Source organism: Claveliimonas sp., from assembly GCF_037273965.1.
GTDB lineage: Bacteria > Bacillota > Clostridia > Lachnospirales > Lachnospiraceae > Claveliimonas > Claveliimonas bilis.
In genome coordinates this window covers 73772-90884 of record NZ_JAYAZJ010000073.1, presented here as the reverse complement: position 1 = coordinate 90884, position 17113 = coordinate 73772, and the positions used below count along the sequence as shown (strand labels likewise).

Annotated in this window: 13 protein-coding genes and 1 pseudogene; 3 read left to right on the top strand and 11 right to left on the bottom strand. The window is 46.4% G+C overall.

Features of this window, described 5'->3' with window-relative positions; translation table 11 throughout:
* From WJ238_RS06475 to WJ238_RS06465, 3 genes and pseudogenes are all read right to left on the bottom strand, one after another.
* Positions 1–220: pseudogene (locus WJ238_RS06475) on the bottom strand (MarR family winged helix-turn-helix transcriptional regulator); the annotation flags it as partial.
* A gap of 220 nt (positions 221–440) precedes the next feature.
* On the bottom strand, positions 441–1607 hold the full coding sequence (locus WJ238_RS06470; RefSeq protein ID WP_230107263.1) for a CD0519/CD1768 family membrane protein: 1167 nt from the start codon (positions 1605–1607) through the stop codon (positions 441–443).
* Positions 1608–1934: 327 nt separating this feature from the next.
* Complete coding sequence (locus WJ238_RS06465; RefSeq protein WP_230107264.1) at positions 1935–2804, bottom strand: sulfite exporter TauE/SafE family protein; 870 nt, start codon at positions 2802–2804, stop codon at positions 1935–1937.
* 225 nt (positions 2805–3029) lie between these two features.
* On the opposite strand from WJ238_RS06465, the gene WJ238_RS06460 reads away from it, so the two are divergent.
* The 3 genes from WJ238_RS06460 to WJ238_RS06450 all read left to right on the top strand — a co-directional run bounded on the left by WJ238_RS06460 (position 3030) and on the right by WJ238_RS06450 (position 6392).
* Positions 3030–4169, top strand: coding sequence for a glucose-1-phosphate adenylyltransferase (locus WJ238_RS06460; protein WP_316266094.1), 1140 nt, complete (start codon positions 3030–3032; stop codon positions 4167–4169).
* Position 4170: 1 nt separating this feature from the next.
* Entirely contained in the window at positions 4171–5286 is a 1116-nt protein-coding gene (gene glgD, locus WJ238_RS06455) for a glucose-1-phosphate adenylyltransferase subunit GlgD (RefSeq protein ID WP_337606475.1), read from the top strand.
* A 122-nt stretch (positions 5287–5408) separates the two neighbouring features.
* A complete protein-coding gene (locus WJ238_RS06450) occupies positions 5409–6392 on the top strand; it encodes a hypothetical protein (RefSeq protein WP_337606474.1) in 984 nt (327 codons plus the stop codon).
* A 16-nt stretch (positions 6393–6408) separates the two neighbouring features.
* Here WJ238_RS06450 and WJ238_RS06445 read toward each other — a convergent pair whose 3' ends face one another.
* The 8 genes from WJ238_RS06445 to WJ238_RS06410 all read right to left on the bottom strand — a co-directional run bounded on the left by WJ238_RS06445 (position 6409) and on the right by WJ238_RS06410 (position 17032).
* Positions 6409–7824, bottom strand: coding sequence for a site-specific DNA-methyltransferase (locus WJ238_RS06445; RefSeq protein ID WP_337606473.1), 1416 nt, complete (start codon positions 7822–7824; stop codon positions 6409–6411).
* 78 nt (positions 7825–7902) lie between these two features.
* On the bottom strand, positions 7903–8697 hold the full coding sequence (locus tag WJ238_RS06440) for an ABC transporter ATP-binding protein (protein WP_230107560.1): 795 nt from the start codon (positions 8695–8697) through the stop codon (positions 7903–7905).
* 13 nt (positions 8698–8710) lie between these two features.
* Positions 8711–9649: an ABC transporter permease gene (locus WJ238_RS06435; RefSeq protein WP_230107269.1), complete on the bottom strand. Its 939-nt coding sequence runs from the start codon at positions 9647–9649 to the stop codon at positions 8711–8713.
* 62 nt (positions 9650–9711) lie between these two features.
* The gene (locus WJ238_RS06430; protein WP_230107270.1) at positions 9712–10725 is read right to left on the bottom strand and encodes an ABC transporter substrate-binding protein; all 1014 of its coding nucleotides are present in this window, start codon (positions 10723–10725) and stop codon (positions 9712–9714) included.
* Positions 10726–10867: 142 nt separating this feature from the next.
* Positions 10868–11524, bottom strand: coding sequence for a sugar O-acetyltransferase (locus tag WJ238_RS06425; RefSeq protein WP_316268011.1), 657 nt, complete (start codon positions 11522–11524; stop codon positions 10868–10870).
* Positions 11525–11526: 2 nt separating this feature from the next.
* Entirely contained in the window at positions 11527–13155 is a 1629-nt protein-coding gene (locus tag WJ238_RS06420; protein ID WP_230107272.1) for a phosphotransferase, read from the bottom strand.
* Positions 13156–13157: 2 nt separating this feature from the next.
* The gene (locus tag WJ238_RS06415; protein ID WP_337606472.1) at positions 13158–15296 is read right to left on the bottom strand and encodes a C1 family peptidase; all 2139 of its coding nucleotides are present in this window, start codon (positions 15294–15296) and stop codon (positions 13158–13160) included.
* A gap of 125 nt (positions 15297–15421) precedes the next feature.
* On the bottom strand, positions 15422–17032 hold the full coding sequence (locus WJ238_RS06410; protein ID WP_230107274.1) for a mannitol dehydrogenase family protein: 1611 nt from the start codon (positions 17030–17032) through the stop codon (positions 15422–15424).
* Between the last annotated feature and the right edge of the window lie 81 nt (positions 17033–17113).

Below are 17113 nucleotides of genomic sequence, written 5' to 3'. Positions count from 1 at the left end.
GCTGCAGCGCTCCTGTTGCCGTGGATCTTCTTACTTTAAATTCCTTTTCCAGATCCCTCTGAAAAAGATCCCTGTTCAAACCTTCTAACAGAATAAAATGCAGAATATGTTTCTGCATATTAGTCAGTTCTCTTTCTTCCTCCGCGTCCTCTTCATAGGACATCTGTCTTTTCAGCTGATGGGAAACACGGCTGATCCACTTTCCCGCATCTTCTCCCATTTTTCCTTCCGTTCCTTTCCTTCATAATTGTTCTGTAGCTAACAATTTGGTAGCTAACAATATAAGTAGTATATGAACTTTTCACAAAATTGTCAACATGGTTTCTGTAAAATCTACCGTAAGAAATTTCCTGTTGAATAAGAAACAGCGGGCTGCCGCGCCATCACTGGCACAGCAGCCCGCTGTTTTACTCTGTAAAATTTTTGCATTCGTCACACAGTTACATAATCATGCCGACAAGCTGAAAAATAAAGTTTGCTGCAACTCCGGCGCACAGACCGCCGATCGTATGACTGATGATAGCTTTTCCTGTCATATGCGGACAGTTCAGGGCAGACATCATGCCGACATGTGTGCTTAAATATCCGCTCCAGCACATACACATTGCCGTAAACACAGCAATATCGTTTGCGTGGGCAATGCCTGTGCTTACCATCTCCGGCACAAGGCCAATTGCCGCTCCGGCAGCTCCAAGAGCCGTGATCGGAACTGCCACTGCAGAAGCAGAAGTAAAACCAAACAAAGGTTTCAAAATGAAGTCAATCTTCTCACCAATCCATGGAAGCAGCGCTACTCCTTCATATGCGGCTCCGGTGTATGTTCCGTCTGCAGAAGGACCGTTTGTCAGCATCATTACGATGGTGCAGATTACAAGCACTCCCGGAATGATAGCCATACCCACGTTAACACCATTTTTACCTCCGTCCAGCAGAGACTCCAGAAGTCGTCCTCCTACACTTCCGCCCCGCACTTCGCGCTGGTTCAGGAAATCGTCAAGAGATTCTCCTTCTTTAGCCGGAATACAATATTCTGTAACTCCAAATTCTTTCTTGGTAAAGATCATCATGATCCTTACGCTGACGATACTTCCTATAATCGCCCCAAGATTTCCGATCAAAACAGCCAGTCCGAGATTTTCTCCCGGCGCATTGATTCCAAGCATAAATGTTGTGACGATCAGCCCCATACCAAAGGCTGTCCCAAGATTCGTCAACGCCGGCAGCTGGAACTTTTTAAAATAACGCCGGAAGTTTCTGTCTTCTGCAAGACCCAGAATCGCCGGATTATCGGACAGATATGTTGTCATGACTCCAACAGAAGCCGCTCCCGGCAGGTTGTACAAAGGCTTCATCAGCGGAGTGATCGCTTTATTCAAAAGGGCAATAACTCCAAATTCAGACAATACTCCGGACAAAGCTCCTGCAATAACCGCAATCGCCATGATATTAAATACTGTGTCTATCAAAAGCTCGTATGCGGTAGCCATCAATGTCTGCATCATGTTTGCCCCGCCCATTTTCATGGCAATGCCGCCAAATATCAGCAGAAAGATCACCAGGAAAATGAAGGCCTCCAAACTGACCGCTTTTTTGTATCTCTTCTCCATACTCTTCTCCATTTCTTTGTTAATTTTAAGACAATCTTTTGTCTTAGTCCTGATTAGCATATACTAATTTTCTGTAAATTGCAACTTCTTTTTTCATGTCCCTAAAATCATTTCTGCAGTTTTTTTATTTTTTCAACCGCCTGTCTGTAAATTTCTATTTCGTGCGAGTGCGCATCCCTCAAAGCGTTTTATTCGATAGGGAGTGAAATTTTTTGTCCAAACAAGAAAAGAGTTCCGCCTGCGGAACTCCGCAGGCGAAACTCTCATATTTATCTCTTACATTTTCTGTGATATCCTGCCGGCTCCGGACAGAACCGAAGCGGTATCTTAACCTCTCTTCTTCGCATCGTGGAAGAACATTACTGCACAGATTACCATGACAACGCAGACCAGATATGTCAGTACTGTCAGCGGAAGCGATGTAACGATAAATCCGGCGATCAATACGCCGATCGCGCCGCTTATGATCATAGGTATCGTGGACGCACGGTTGTATTTGCCTTCCTTGATGAACGTAATACCACATGCCGGACAAAGGTATGCGCAGGATCCCATCATAACAGGAAATGCCACATCAGCGCTCATACCGAGCAGAAGAACGATAGCCATACATGGTGCATAGAGTCCGATCCCTGCTGTCATAAGAATACCAAGAATGAAATTAGCAATGACACCCACTGCCAGCAGTCCGCCTGTCAGTCCTCTTGCTGTTCCAAGGATACCGAAAGGTCCTACTTCGTTGATCTTGCAAAGAGTAATAGCTGCCACCAAAATAAGTGCGACACCCATCACAACACGAATTTTCATAATGTCAAGCCGGGAAATAATTCTGGCTCCGATCACTGAGCCGACAATAGATGCTGCAATCATAAGAACCAGAGTCAACGGATCCATATCAATCCTCTGGATAAAGATAGTGGCTTCCACACAGATAGGAATACCGAATGCTACATTTAACGTACCTGGAATCAGGTCATCATCAACAGCCTTGTTGAACTTCCATGCTGATGTAGCAATCGCATAACTTCCAATTCCAAGCGTATCGAAAAAGTTAGCGATCATACTGACAATCACATTGTACCCCATTTTGCTCTTGTCAAGTTCATCTTTGTGGGCTACCACATCCTTCACCAGCACTACAAAAAATACCGCTGCGAATACCCACATAATAATAAGTAATATCGTTGCTGCACTCATAAAATTCCCTCCTTTGCAACCTCTTTGTATATTTTATACAAAAGATATAACTTTATTATACTATTTTTGTTAAAAATATGTCAAGCATTATTTTTATATTCTTCTATTTCTTAATATTTTTGAGATTATTTTAGAAATTTCTCAGATTTTTTCGCACAAAATCATGGAAAGTAACCGCTCTGGAATATATAATAGAAGTATCACACAAAGGAGGAGGGCGCATATATGAAACAAGATAATATGTTAGCCATGATCTTAGCCGGCGGCCGTGGTACAAGACTGCACGAGCTAACCAACAAAGTTGCAAAGCCTGCCGTTTCGTATGGTGGTAAATACAAAATCATTGATTTTCCAATCAGTAATTGTGCCAACAGTGGAATCGATGTTGTAGGAGTTCTTACACAGTATGAATCCATTCTGCTCAACAGCTATGTAGCTGCCGGAAGACGCTGGGGACTGGATGCAAAAAACAGCGGCGTCTATGTTCTTCCGCCCCGTGAAAAGGCGGACGCAAATCTGGATGTGTACCGGGGTACTGCCGATGCGATCTCGCAGAATATTGATTTTGTAGATACCTTCTCTCCGGACTATCTTCTGATTCTTTCCGGAGATCACATTTACAAAATGAATTATGCAAAAATGCTTCAGTACCACAAGGAATGCGGTGCCGATGCTACGATCGCCGTCATTGAAGTTCCGATGAAAGAAGCGAGCCGTTTCGGAATCATGAATACCGATGAAAACGGACGTATCGTTGAATTTCAGGAAAAACCGGCAGAGCCTAAGAGCAACCTTGCATCTATGGGAATCTATATTTTTGACTGGAAACTGCTTCGCAAAATGCTTATCTCCGACATGAAAAATCCTGATTCCAGTCACGATTTCGGCAAGGACATCATCCCTACTCTGTTAAAAGAAGGGAAAAACCTGTACGCCTATAAGTTTAAAGGCTACTGGAAAGATGTTGGAACGATTGATTCTCTCTGGGAAGCAAATATGGATCTGCTGGACAAGAACAACGAGCTGGATCTTAACGATCCCACCTGGAAAATCTATACAGAAGATGCCACAACGCTTCCACAGTATATCGGACCGGATGCCGAGATCAAAGAGGCCTTCATTAACCAGGGATGCATCATTGAAGGAATGGTGCAGAATTCTGTATTGTTCACCGGAGCACGAGTAGGCGCCGGCGCAAAGATCATCGACAGCGTTCTGATGCCCGGAGTAGAGGTGGCAGAGGGCGCGGTTGTACAGCGCGCACTGGTTGCTGACAATGTAAAGATCGGCAGGGAAGCCGTTGTGGGAAGCGCTGACAGCGAACACATCGAGCTTGTAGCCAAACGTGTAAAGGGGGTTGAATAGTATGAATAAAGCATTTGGTATTGTAAACTTTTCCGGAAACCATATCTGGGTAGAAGGTCTGCAGCCTTATCGCCCCGTCGGCGCTTTTTCCTTTCTCGGAAGATACCGTGTCATTGATTTTCCGATCTCAAACATGAGCAACAGCGGTATTGACCAGATTCAGGTATACATTCGCCGCAAGCCCCGCTCTCTGACCGAGCATCTTGGCACAGGCCGTCACTATAATATTAATTCCAAGCGCGGCAGACTCCACATTTTGTTTTCGGAGACCGGTTTGGATCATGACATTTACAACAACGACATTGCAGCGTTCCAGGAAAATATGGAATGCATTGAGCAGGTACACTGCCCCTACGTTGTCATTGCACCCAGTTATATGATCTACGCCCAGGATTTCAGTACACTGCTTCAGACTCACATTGATTCCGGCGCTGACATCACGCTGCTCTATCATTCTACTGATGACGCCAAGGAAAAATTCCTGAACTGCAACACTGTGAACCTGAACAGGCAGAAAGGTGTCCTTTCTCTGGAAATGAACCGCGGAACTGCCAAAAACCGCCACATTTTCATGGATACTTATATTATGAAAAAGGAATTGTTCATTGAGCTGATAAACAAAGCGCATAAGACCTCTTCCATGTACAGTCTGGCAGACATTGTCAACGCTTCCTGTGAAGAACTGGATGTGCGCGGCGTTTCCCACCGCGGATATTTTGCAGCCATTACCGATTTCAAGAGCTATTATGATGCAAATATCTCTCTGATCGATTTCAAGACAGCACTCAGCCTGTTTGATGACCAGTGGCCGATCTACACCCGCACAAATGATTCCTGCCCGACTCAGTATTTTGAAGGTGCAGACGTAAAGAACTCCGTTGTATCCAACGGATGCCTGATTGAAGGAACGATCGAAAATTCCATTATCGGACGCGGATGCGTCATCAAGAAAGGCGCCGTTGTCAAGAACAGCGTTATCCTTCCTGATGTTTTAGTGGGCGAAGGAGCTCATATAGAAAATATTGTTGCAGACAAACACGCACAGATTACCCATGTAAAGGAGATCATCGCTGATCCTGCATCTCCGGGATATATCCGAAGAGATGATAAAATCTGAAAATATCCCCGCCGGAATCCCAATTATATTCCGGTGGGGATATTTTTCTGCTGTTTTTTCTGTTATAATACATCTATCTAACTGGATATACATACAAATTTGGAAAGAGAGGCTGACAGATCATGGATCAGTTAAACCAATATCTTACACAGAAATACTCTCCTTATTATATCCCCGGCTCCGGAAGCGGGGACATCCTTATGTGGGGAACAACCCGGGATTCACAGATCATTCCCGGCTTTCTTTCTTTGAATGTGGGAGTGGATTATGATCCCCTCTCTCCTAATCCGAATCTTACAAAAGGAATGATCACCGACACTCTGAATCAAAGTTATGCGGATTTTGACGGGAACTCTCCTTTTGCCGCCTTTTTCAGGATCTTCCGGCTGCTTTCATACCGCGCGGACCTTCCCTGCATTTTTATCGCATATCCGACACTTCCTGCATACAGTGATGATCAATGGGAAAAGACGCTGGAAGCATATCCTTTGGAAGATGTTCGTTTTTATGTTTGGAATTTGAAAGAATCCAAAACAAAATTTTTGACGGGCAAAGAGCTGAAGAACGAGATTTATTCTATTCTGGATGTAAATTTCCAGGATCAGGGCACCGGAAAGGAAAAAAATAAAAGCATTCACGATTATTTTCATTACTGGAGCCGCTGCTTTTTATCCGCCCATATCCGCAAGCAGGACTGTGATGGAATCCTCTTTGACAAAAGCGGAACAAACTGTTCCCTGATCGAGATCAAACGTTCTTCCAATCCGCCCATCCCCAAGTGGCGTCCCTATATTGACGATGAAAACAATTACCGGAATCAGCTTGCCTTTGCCCGCAGTCTGAAAGCCTGTTTCTGGCTTCTCCAGCATGAGGGAAACCCTGTCACAGAAACAGGACAGGTGTCTTTCTGGGATATCCGGGGTATAAATGAGACGGAGGCAGAGCGCCTTCGCCGTCTTCAGGCAGAAGGACATCGCGGGGTACATGGCGACTATCTTACCTGCTCCCGCTTTTTCTCTCCCCTGCCTGTCTCTGCAGAAGAGGAAAACCTTCCCTCTTTACATTCTCTGATAGAGTCTTTTATTGACTGCAGCCCGGGAGACTGATCCTTCTCCTCATTTATCATTTTTCTTCAAAATCTGTACGGAAATATTTCAGATTGGCGGGAATTCCTTCTACCTTCCCGCCATCCTTCATCCTGTATCCTTCTATCACTCTCTTTAATCTTATATAAGTAATCTCTTCACAGATGTGATTTTCATTGTTCGTACACAAAATGAAATGGCGCTTTCCGCCATCCTGGCGGTTCTGTTCCAGAACTGCCTGTCCTGTAGTTCCGCTTCCTGCAAAGAAATCCAGTACAAGGGCATCCTTCTTTTTCAGATACCGCAAAAGTATTTTTATCAGTTCTACCGGTTTGGAATATTTAAATACCGTTTCCCCCTGAAAAATACGCTTGATATCCGCTGCGGCATTTGCGTTGAGCACAGTCTGGATCACATTTTTGTAGGGCGCGCATTTCTCCACGGGATTTCCTTCATTATCCACGTTGAGATAAATTTTATAGCGGACTGCCCAGCCATTTTCCTTTCTTGAAGAAGGCATAATTTCCAGAAATCCGTTTTCCCTGGCCCATTTCACTTTCTCCCTGCTCCATTTCCACGTCCACCCATCCCGCACGAACTCTGTACGCCCGTTGGGATAAACAGGTGTGCCGTCGGGAGCTTCGATGGCATAATTCAAAGCGTCGCTGTATCTTACGCTTCCCCGATCCAGTGAGTCATAGTAAAAAGGCCCTCTCTCCTCCTCGTATTCATCTGTAAAGCGGTAACGCTTCCTGTCATAGGCCTGGTAATTTTTATCGAAAATCTGGTCTGCCCTCCGGATATCCTTTACATAGACCAGGATATATTCTGTAATGGTGGCAATCCCTCTTGCATCAGACGCACCTGTTTTTTTCTGCCATATAATATTTGTAACAAAATTCTGCTCTCCCATGATCTCGTCGCAGAGCAGTTTCAGAGCATATACTTCGTTGTCATCGATGCTGATAAAGATTACACCATTGTCGGCGAGCAGTTCTTTTGCCGCTTCCAGTCTTTCTGACATAAAAGAAAGCCACTTACTGTGCCGGAAGCCGTCCTTTTCATCCACAATAGCGTCATCATAAATAAAATCTTTGTTTCCTGTATTGTAGGGCGGATCAATATAAATGCAGTCCACTTTTTTCCTGCATGTTTCTCCAAGGAGCCTTAGGCTGTGCAGATTATCTCCCTCCAAAAGGTAATGGTATCCGTCCTCCCGCCCGGCCATACTGATCCTTCGCTCTTTAACCTCAGTAAAAACAGGAACTTTCGTCTGCATTTCCTGGTCGATCCGCTCCTCATGCTTTTCCCAGACCAGTCCGTACTTCCTTGTCGTCAGTTCTTCTTCAATATCGCGAACTGTAGACAGTGAAGTCTCATCCGAAAGTCCCTCTTTGATTTTTTCTAAAAATTCCAGCATCTGCTGACGCTTTTTACCGGACAGATTTGTCATAATGTACTCCTTCTGCTGTGAATAGTAACACTGTAGGTACAGTATAACAAATTTTTATAAAAATGTGAAAGAGTTTCCTTAAGACAGCATCATCCTGTCATTGGCAAACTCATCGCCGCTCACTTCCTCAAATTTTGCCAGAAGATCCGATACGTGAAGATTCCTTTTCTCCTCTCCGGACACATCATATATAATCCGTCCCTCATGCATCATGATCAGACGGTTGCCATGCGCAATGGCGTCCTTCATGTTATGGGTCACCATAAGCGCTGTCAACTGATGTTCCTCTATTATTTTATCGGAAATGTCCAGCACCTTGGCTGCTGTCTTCGGATCCAGCGCTGCGGTATGTTCATCAAGAAGAAGCAGCTTCGGCTTTTTCATAGCTGCCATTAAGAGAGTTACCGCCTGCCTCTGGCCGCCCGAGAGAAGTCCCACTTTGGTGCTAAGTCTCTCTTCCAGTCCAAGATCCAGTTCTTTCAACTGCTCTTTATAGTTTTCCCTTTCTTTTCTTGAGATTCCCCATCGCAGCCCCCTTCTTGCTCCCCGGCGAGCCGCAATAGCCATATTTTCTTCAATGGACATCGTAGCGGCAGTCCCCGTCATCGGATCCTGAAATACTCTTCCAAGATACACCGCTCTTTTATGCTCCGGAAGCCGTGTAATGTCCGTACCATCTACAATAATATTTCCGGAGTCCACATTCCACACACCCGCTATCGCATTGAGCATAGTAGACTTGCCGGCTCCATTTCCTCCGATGATCGTCACAAAATCTCCGGGATTCAGATTCAGGCTTGTTCCTGTGAGCGCCGCTTTTTCATTTATTGTCCCTTTATTAAATGTCTTATAAATTTCTTTGATCTCCAGCATGTATCCCATAGTTTTAAGCCCTCCTCTTCACTGAGCGTTTTTCTTTCAGATATGGTACTGCCAGGAATGCGGCCACCACCAAAGCGGAGAAAAGCTTCATATAATCCGAAGGCATCTTCAGCCACAATACAAGTGCATATGCCACGTAATACAGGATCGCACCTACAAAAACCGCTGTCAGAGTATAGGCAAAGGCAATCTTTTTGCCCGCACACAGTTTTCCGAAAATAACCTCACTGATAATAACAGCTGCAAGGCCTATGACAATCGCTCCACGGCCCATGTTGACATCTGCCGCCCCCTGATATTGAGCCAGTATACCGCCGCAGAGTCCTACCAGCCCGTTGGAGATCATCAAAGCCAGCACCTTCATAAAATTCGTATTGATCCCCTGAGCCCTCGCCATCTGTGGATTACATCCCGTAGCCCGGATGGAAGCGCCCATTTCCGTTCCAAAGAGCCAATAGATCACTGCCACCAGTACAAGGCAGCCTACAATAAGTTTTACGAAGAAAATCCAACTGTCCTCTCCTGTCACATACCGGGAAGAGGCTACAAGATTCTGCTGTGTCAGGCCGATCCCCTGATTGGATTTTCCCATAATGCCAAGATTCACCGAATACAGGGATACCTGGGTCAAAATGCTGGCGAGGATGCCGGGAATCCCAAGAACCGTGTGCAAAACTCCTGTTGCAAGCCCGGCTGCCATTCCCGCCAGGACAGAAAAGAGCAATGCTGCAGCCGGATGCATTCCTCCCTGTATGAGCATGACCGCTACAGCGGCGCCTGTAGCCAGAGAACCATCTACCGTAAGATCCGGAAAATCCAGAATGCGGAAGGTAATATATACGCCAAGCGCCATAATTCCCCATATGATCCCCTGTGCTGCCGTCCCTGGCATCGCCCGAAAAAACGCCATGGGATCCAGGGAAAGAAAATAATCCAGTATCATTGTCTTTTACCTCTCTTTTCGTCCGTCATTTTTATTCTGCCATTTCTGACTGCTCCGCCATCCTATTCTGTCTCGATGGCCTCATAGTCATCCGGAACGGCAACGCCCAGCTCTTCACAGATCTGCGCATTGTACATCTTTGTTACTTCCGGAGCCGATTCAATTTCCATTGCAGTAATATCTGCACCCTCTGCAAGAATCTCATATGCCATTTCACCGGCTCTGTATCCGATATCATAGTAGCTGATGGACAGGGTTGCCACACCGCATCCGGAACAGATTCCCTGTTCTCCGGCAATGACCGGAACTTTTGCGGGCAGGCAGATATTATTGATAATCTGAGTATTTGCCGCCATTGTATTATCTGTCGGCACATAAATAACATCACATTCCTCTGCCGCACTCTGTGTCACAGACTGGATCTCATTAGAGTCCGCCGCTGTATATTCTTTGTATTCTATCCCGTCTGCCTCCAGCTCCTTCTCAAAAAGCTCTGCCTGATATTTGGAATTAGATTCAGCGGAACAGTATAAAATTCCCACTGTCTTTGCATCCGGGAAAAGCTCTGTCAGCATATCTTCCTGTTCACTGATCGGAGCCAGGTCACAGGTACCGGAAATATTGACTCCTGTCGCTCCCGTCCAATCTTCAATTCCCAATGCTGTTGCATAGTCAGTAACAGAAGTTCCCAGGATCGGAATGTCACTGGTTGCCTGCGCCGCCGTCTGAAGCGGCAATGTTGCATTTGCAAGAATCAGATCCACATCAGAAGAGACAAAACCATTTACAATGGTACTGCACATAGCCTGCTCACCCTGGGCATTCTGCACATCAAATTCCACCTTGTCTTCTCCGAATTTTTCCTTACATGCATCCTGGAATCCTAAGGTTGCCTGATCCAGAGCGTCATGTTCCATCTGCTGACAGATACCGATCGTATATGTTTCATCGCTCCCTGAATCCGCACTTTGGCTGTCCGATGATGTACTGCCAGAAGAAGAATCGCTTCCGCAAGCTGCCAGAGATGCTGTCATTGCCATAACCATAAGTATTGCTGCTGCCTTTTTCCTTTTCATAGTCTCTTACCTCCATTTACTTTCTTGCGCCAAAGTTTTAAACTTTACCGCGTTGAAGCTTTTATGTGTTGAATTATACGCCCGCGATTTTCAGATGTCAAGCATAAAATCAGAAATGTCAAAGAAAAAAAATAAGCCGCCACTATTTCTCATAGTGACGGCAGTCTTCTGTCTCCTCCCGATAGCGGCGGATTTCTTCCATAGCCGCCTCATCAAACTTTCTGTCCTTGTAATAATATTCAAAATCTTCTTCTGTAATCTCCCGTATGACTCTGCAGGGATTTCCTGCCGCCACGACCCAGTCGGGAATATCTTTCGTCACCACGCTTCCCGCACCGATCACGGTATTGCTCCCTATATGCACTCCCGGCATGATCACAGTATTTCCGCCGATCCACACATTATCTCCCACAGTCACCTCAATTCCATATTCATATAAGGAATTTCTCGCCACGGGATGCAGTGGATGTCCTGCAGTATATATGGAAACATTAGGTGCGAACTGACAGTTATCTCCAATCTTCACCTTTGCCACATCAATGATGGTACAGTTGTAATTGGCAAAGAAATTTTTCCCTACTTCTATGTTTTTCCCATAATCACAGTAAAAGGGCGGATTAATAAACGCATTCTCGGATTTTCCCAGCAGCTCTTTTACAATCTCTGCCAGCGTATCAAAATCTGACCGATCTGCAAAATTCAGTTTCTGAAGGATTCTTCTGCATACTTTCTGTTCCTCCATGACTGAATCATCGGAAATATAAGGAAGCTGTGCATTTCTTCTTTCTATATGATTCATTCTTACTCTCCTGCTGCATATTTTTGTATGATCTTTTCCATCTCGTCAAAGTGCTGTTCCATTTCATCTACCAGCCGGAACTGTGTTCTTGCCCTCACCAGATTATGTTCCGGGTAATCGGTTTTAAAATAAGTATCTCCCTGCAGGTAATCAGTCAGAAAACGGATGCCGCATTCCAATGTCATCAATCTTGCCCCCCAGGGAAGGCTTCTGATCTCCTCCTCTGTAAGAACATCTCTTGTCTCTTTCAGATACCCTTTGACATACAGTTCGTAAAGCTCCAGGTCAAAATGTACCAGATCCAGGTTCTTCTCATCTTCTTCTGCCGTGGCTGCCCCAAAGCGGATGGAATCCCCGAAATCATTTGCCGCAAGCCCCGGCATGATGGTATCAAGATCAATGATACACAATCCTCTTCCTGTCTTGCTGTCAAACAAAATATTGTTAAGCTTTGTGTCATTGTGGGTCACACGAAGCGGAAGAACGCCTTCTTCCTGTTTCTTTACCAGAACCTCACAGTCCTTCTCCCTTTCCAGAATAAACCGGATCTCCGGCCGGCAGGAAGCCGCTCTGTCTTTCAGATCTCTTTGAAGAGCTGTCTCAAAAGCCCGGAACCGTTTCACTGTATTGTGGAAATCCGGGATCGTCTCATTCAACCGGTCGGCAGGGTAATTTCCAAGCTGTTTCAGAAAATGTCCGAAGCTGCTGCCGGACTGATAGAACTGCTCCGGTTCCTCCACCAGCTGATAGCATTCGGAATCCGGGATGAAGTTATAGCACCGCCATGGCTGTCCTGTACTGTCCTCAAAATAATTGCATCCGCTTTTTGTCTTAATGTAGGATAAAGTTTCCCGGTCCGGATCTCCTCCCTCCTGGCGTATCACATTTCTCAAATATTCTGTCACGCCGAAAATATTTTCCATCACGCCCTGGGGATCCTTGAATACATTGCTGTTGATCCTTTGAAGGACATAGGAAAGCTCATCTCCATCTTCCCCCGGCATATATACTGCATATGTCTCATTGATATGCCCGGCGCCAAACGGTTTTACGTAGCTGCATCTGTTTCCGAAACCAAAGGCATAGACTGCATCCTCCAGATTCCGGTCATCTACGCCGTCAATCTTTCTTCTTGTAGAAAAGATCACTTCCCCGGCTTCCACCTTCTCTCTGGAACCGATCGTACAGTTTGCCTTTACCACGCTGCCAAGGCCGATGTGCGCCCCGCATCCCACATAGGAATCATGATCGATCACAGCTCCGCTGTTTACCAGCACGCCGTGCTCGATCACGGTATGGGTATTCACAACGGCTCTCTGCATAATAAAGCTTCCTTTTCCGATCACGGCGCTGGGGCTTACTACGGCAGACGGATGGATCACAGCCGGAACTTCATATCCGGCCTCCATCAGCTTTTCTGTCCAGTAAAGACGCATATTGTTATCTCCAAGAGCCGCTACCGCCATGTCGTATTTCCCCAGAAAGCTCTCGTAATCGCAGCATTTCCCCACAACATCCTTATCTCTTACGGCGTCGTCTAAAAATACCGCCTCTTCATACCCCAGCATAAGAGCTGTTTCCTGTATCATATGGCCGAAACCGCCGGCTCCCAAAATCAATAACCGTTTCATTGCTATCTCCTTTTTCTGCGTATTGCTGCCGCTGCAGCAAAGGCGCTGCTGAGCAGCGCTGCTGCATATACCGCAGTCATCATTCCCTGACTGTCTCCTGTCTTTGGCGCAGTCTTTACATGCTGCACTGTGTTTGTATTTTGAACCGGCGTATTCTCTCCATTGGGGCTGCCGGAAGCCTGTCCATCGTCCTTTCCATCTTCCCCGTTTCCTCCGGACGGAGCTGTATCGGATACGTCAACTGTAAAAGTATAAGTGTTTCCGATCCCTCCCGGAACTGCAGTGGTAACTGTTATTTCTGCCCCTTTCAGTTCCATCCGGGAAATTTTTTCTCCGGGCTGTATCACTCTGTCGCCCACTTTTATTTCCGCTGTTCCGCCATCCGGCTGCACAGCCGCCTCAAAAGAAACATACTCCATGTCCGCCGGAATGGTAATCTGTGTTTCCGACGGACCCACTTCCAGTCCTTCACCTGCCGGCTGTCCGTTGGCATCAAATCCTTCTATCTTTAAGGAAGTCAGTTCCGCTGCCGGGATTTCATCCGTAAATGCCTTGATCAGAACATTTCCCACCTCTACTTGCCGCCCAAAAGATTCCTCCATTTCTTTTTCCATGGACTCTTTGGCCGTGATCATATCCTCCCATTTCCCATTTAAGAAAATATAACTTTCACCTTCATTTATCTTTGACGTGTACGTCATGCCTGCTACACTATATTCATATCCAGCTTCCACACTTGTCCACGTACGTCCGTCTGCGTCAGTTTTTGTCAGCACAACTGCAAATTTCTCTCCGGCCCTTAACATTACCGGTTCTTCCAGTTCGATCACATGATAGCCTGTATACGGGAAAAACACTTCCTGGCTGGCAGCCTTCTGTCCGTCTTCCGGACTGTCCGCCTCCGGTCCCAGCTTATAGATATCCACTGTCACCGTCATATTCGCCTCATTTGTTGCCGCTGAAACAGCGCTTATCTGTTCATTGCCCTGCACCTCAAATATATTTGCCTCCCGGCGCAGGGAACCGTCGTCGTTATAAAAATTCCACCAACTGGCAGTCCCCAGGTAATCATACTGATAATTATGATCATTCCCCTGCTCTTCCGGCACAACACTGACCTGATTGACATCACAGAGGCTTCTGTCATAATAGGACATATAAAAATAGCCCTCTCCGCCCCAATTGCCGCCAACTCCGCTTCCCCACCCGGTTCCCCAGGAATTTTTTACGATCCAGGCGCCGTCGCCTTCCGGCCGGATCTTGAAATTCTCAGCCGGATACGTATCATCCCATCCTACAATGCTGACCTCATGATTTGCTTCTTTATGCTGATCTGCGTATTGCGCTCCCGTATCATAATTAAAATAATCTTCCGTTGCATATTCAGGACGGCTTCCGTCCATATAGTATCCTGCATCCAATACTCCGGTCTCCATCAAAGCGCTTTTTATGATCTCTGTCGCCTGCGGGCGGTAGAGATATTCCCCGGTGTCTGTTATCACCGTCGGATTCGGAAGGAAATTTATATTTCTCAACTGATAAGACGAATCATACCGCCTGCTCTCATCCACAGACCAATCCCCATCAGGATTATAGGCTTCTCCATCACTGTCCGTATAGGGGATATCTTCCTCCAGCGCCGCTCCTTTCCATGCAGACAGCGTTGCTGTCGAATAATACATATGCCCTCCGTACATCAGAGGATGACCTGTCACGCTGATGCCCTCACCCGCCTGGGAACCGGAAGTTTCCGGCTGCCAGGTGAACCATGCCAGATGATGCTCGGACAGATCCGTTTCTATATCATATTCCCGGAGAAGATTTCCCTCCGCTGCCGACAGGATGCCGAATGTCCAGCAGGTATTCCAGATTCCCTGATCCCTGACCGGCGTAACATCCCCCTCTTCCCGAAGATCAAATTTCTCCGGAAAGAGCGCATTCGTACTCACTGCCGGAAGCTCCGGATATTGAAACATCCTTTCCTGCTCTTCACTTAGAGGCGCCCGTCCGAAATCATTGTCCTCCCTAAAAAGTCTGACGGCGTCCTCTCCTTCATCCGCTGAGACCGGGAACGCGATTGACGCACACAATATCCCCGCCATCATTAGTGGCAGTGCCCGGAATATTTTTTTCTTTTTCATTTCACTTTTCCTCACTTATTTTTCAATTTACCCCTGAATTGTATATAATTTCACTATACCTGATAACCAGGAAGCTGTCAAAAGAAAACGGGGGTTTTTTCAAAAACCCCCGTGCCCGGTTTAAGTTACGCCAAATATTTCTGTACCGTTTTTCTGATGGATCCCGGTCCGGCGATCTCCTCCCGGATGATCTGCTCGATCTTCTCGCCGATTCCCGCCTCATACAGATTCACGCCGAAGATCACTTCATTGGATAAGATTCCTTTCAGCTGATCTTTCAGGCTTTCCGGCTCACCATATACGATGGTGGACATCTGCTCTCTAAGTTCCGGTACCATCGGATCCGGAGCCAGCTCGATCGATTTGCCTTCGTCGTCCAGAGCCAGCAGATATCTCACCCATCCGGCAATGGCTACCGGAATGGCTTTCAGCATTTTCGCATCCCCGTACTTCTCCATATAAGATTTGATCGTCTCACCGAAGCGGATACCGATCCCCTGTGAAACATCTACCGCCAGTCTCTGCGTGGTATCTCCCAGATACGGATTGGGGAATCTTTCTTCCATCAATTCATCAAGGAAGGCTTTCGGAGACAGGATCACAGGATCAGGAACAACTGCCATCCCCTCCACATAGCCCACCTGTCTTGCCAGCTCCAGCATATCCGGATCTTTCATTTCATCGGCAAAGAGTTCATATCCCAGCATGCATCCGTATGGTCCAAGCGCCGTATGGATCGGATTCAGACACACTGTTACTTTCATTCGTTCCGATTTATTCACTGTATCGCGGTCTGTCACATATACTCCGGCCTTCTCCAGCGCCGGACGTCCGTTAGGAAAGCTGTCCTCCACAACAAGGTACTGCGGTCCTTCTGCATTAATGAACGGAGCAATATAGGTCTTTTTCGATGTGATGACCGGCTGCATGTTTTCCACACCGGCCTCCTCCAGCTCCTCTGCAATTTTTTCGCTGGGGCGCGGCGTAATCTTATCGATCATCGTCCACGGGAAGGAGACTTTTGTTTCATCACTGACATATGCAATAAAATCTTCCTCTACAAATCCTCTCTTTTTCCATTCTTCCGCCATTTCCAGAACAGAGCCGCGAAGCCGGGATCCATTCTTGGAGCAGTTATCCATGGAAACAAGGGCCAGAGGTGCTTTTCCACTTTTATATCGTTCCAGCAGCATCGCTGTTACAACTGCCATAGCGCTCACAGCCTTGTCCGGTCCGTTCTCAATGTCCGATTCTACAAAACTAAAATAAGCTCCCTCTGCATTTCTCAGCGCATATCCTTTTTCCGTAATGGTAAAAGACACAAGCTGAAGTCCGGGATTTTGGAAAATTTCTTTCATTCTCTCCCATTGTTTCTCATCAGAAGACTGTGCTTTGATGGCTTCTGTGAGAGAACCCAGCACTTTGCGGTCTGTTGTTCCATCGCCGTGAAGCGTCACACTCAAAGCCAGGTTGTCAAACGGATCGTAAATCTTATCCACCACATCATAGTCAAATGTTTCAACGCATGTGATCCCCCGGTCCATCAGGCCTTCCTCAAGCAGTTGGTCTGCAATTCCTCCGATAAAAATACGGAAAATATTTCCGATTCCCATATGTACCCATACCGGATCTCGTCTGGTCGCCTCGGCAACTGCTGCAGCGTCATAGGACGGCAAGGTAATTCCTGCCTTCTCCCACGACTGACGGTCTTTTAACCCTTCCAATGTCAATTTCATAGCCTCTTCTCCTTCTTCCTTTTGTCTATCATACCGTTTCTTAATGGTATTATAAATCCATACCATTCAAGAGTCAATACA

What these genes read in the sequence shown, in the direction of transcription:
- WJ238_RS06445 (WP_337606473.1), bottom strand. Translation starts at nt 7,824, where the DNA reads ATGACAAATCTGTCCGGTAAAAAGCGTCAGCAGATGCTGGAATTTTTA.
- WJ238_RS06420 (WP_230107272.1), bottom strand. Translation starts at nt 13,155, where the DNA reads ATGAAACGGTTATTGATTTTGGGAGCCGGCGGTTTCGGCCATATGATA.
- glgD (WP_337606475.1), top strand. Translation starts at nt 4,171, where the DNA reads ATGAATAAAGCATTTGGTATTGTAAACTTTTCCGGAAACCATATCTGG.
- WJ238_RS06460 (WP_316266094.1), top strand. Translation starts at nt 3,030, where the DNA reads ATGAAACAAGATAATATGTTAGCCATGATCTTAGCCGGCGGCCGTGGT.
- WJ238_RS06430 (WP_230107270.1), bottom strand. Translation starts at nt 10,725, where the DNA reads ATGAAAAGGAAAAAGGCAGCAGCAATACTTATGGTTATGGCAATGACA.
- WJ238_RS06450 (WP_337606474.1), top strand. Translation starts at nt 5,409, where the DNA reads ATGGATCAGTTAAACCAATATCTTACACAGAAATACTCTCCTTATTAT.
- WJ238_RS06470 (WP_230107263.1), bottom strand. Translation starts at nt 1,607, where the DNA reads ATGGAGAAGAGATACAAAAAAGCGGTCAGTTTGGAGGCCTTCATTTTC.
- WJ238_RS06415 (WP_337606472.1), bottom strand. Translation starts at nt 15,296, where the DNA reads ATGAAAAAGAAAAAAATATTCCGGGCACTGCCACTAATGATGGCGGGG.
- WJ238_RS06440 (WP_230107560.1), bottom strand. Translation starts at nt 8,697, where the DNA reads ATGCTGGAGATCAAAGAAATTTATAAGACATTTAATAAAGGGACAATA.
- WJ238_RS06410 (WP_230107274.1), bottom strand. Translation starts at nt 17,032, where the DNA reads ATGAAATTGACATTGGAAGGGTTAAAAGACCGTCAGTCGTGGGAGAAG.
- WJ238_RS06425 (WP_316268011.1), bottom strand. Translation starts at nt 11,524, where the DNA reads ATGAATCATATAGAAAGAAGAAATGCACAGCTTCCTTATATTTCCGAT.
- WJ238_RS06465 (WP_230107264.1), bottom strand. Translation starts at nt 2,804, where the DNA reads ATGAGTGCAGCAACGATATTACTTATTATTATGTGGGTATTCGCAGCG.
- WJ238_RS06435 (WP_230107269.1), bottom strand. Translation starts at nt 9,649, where the DNA reads ATGATACTGGATTATTTTCTTTCCCTGGATCCCATGGCGTTTTTTCGG.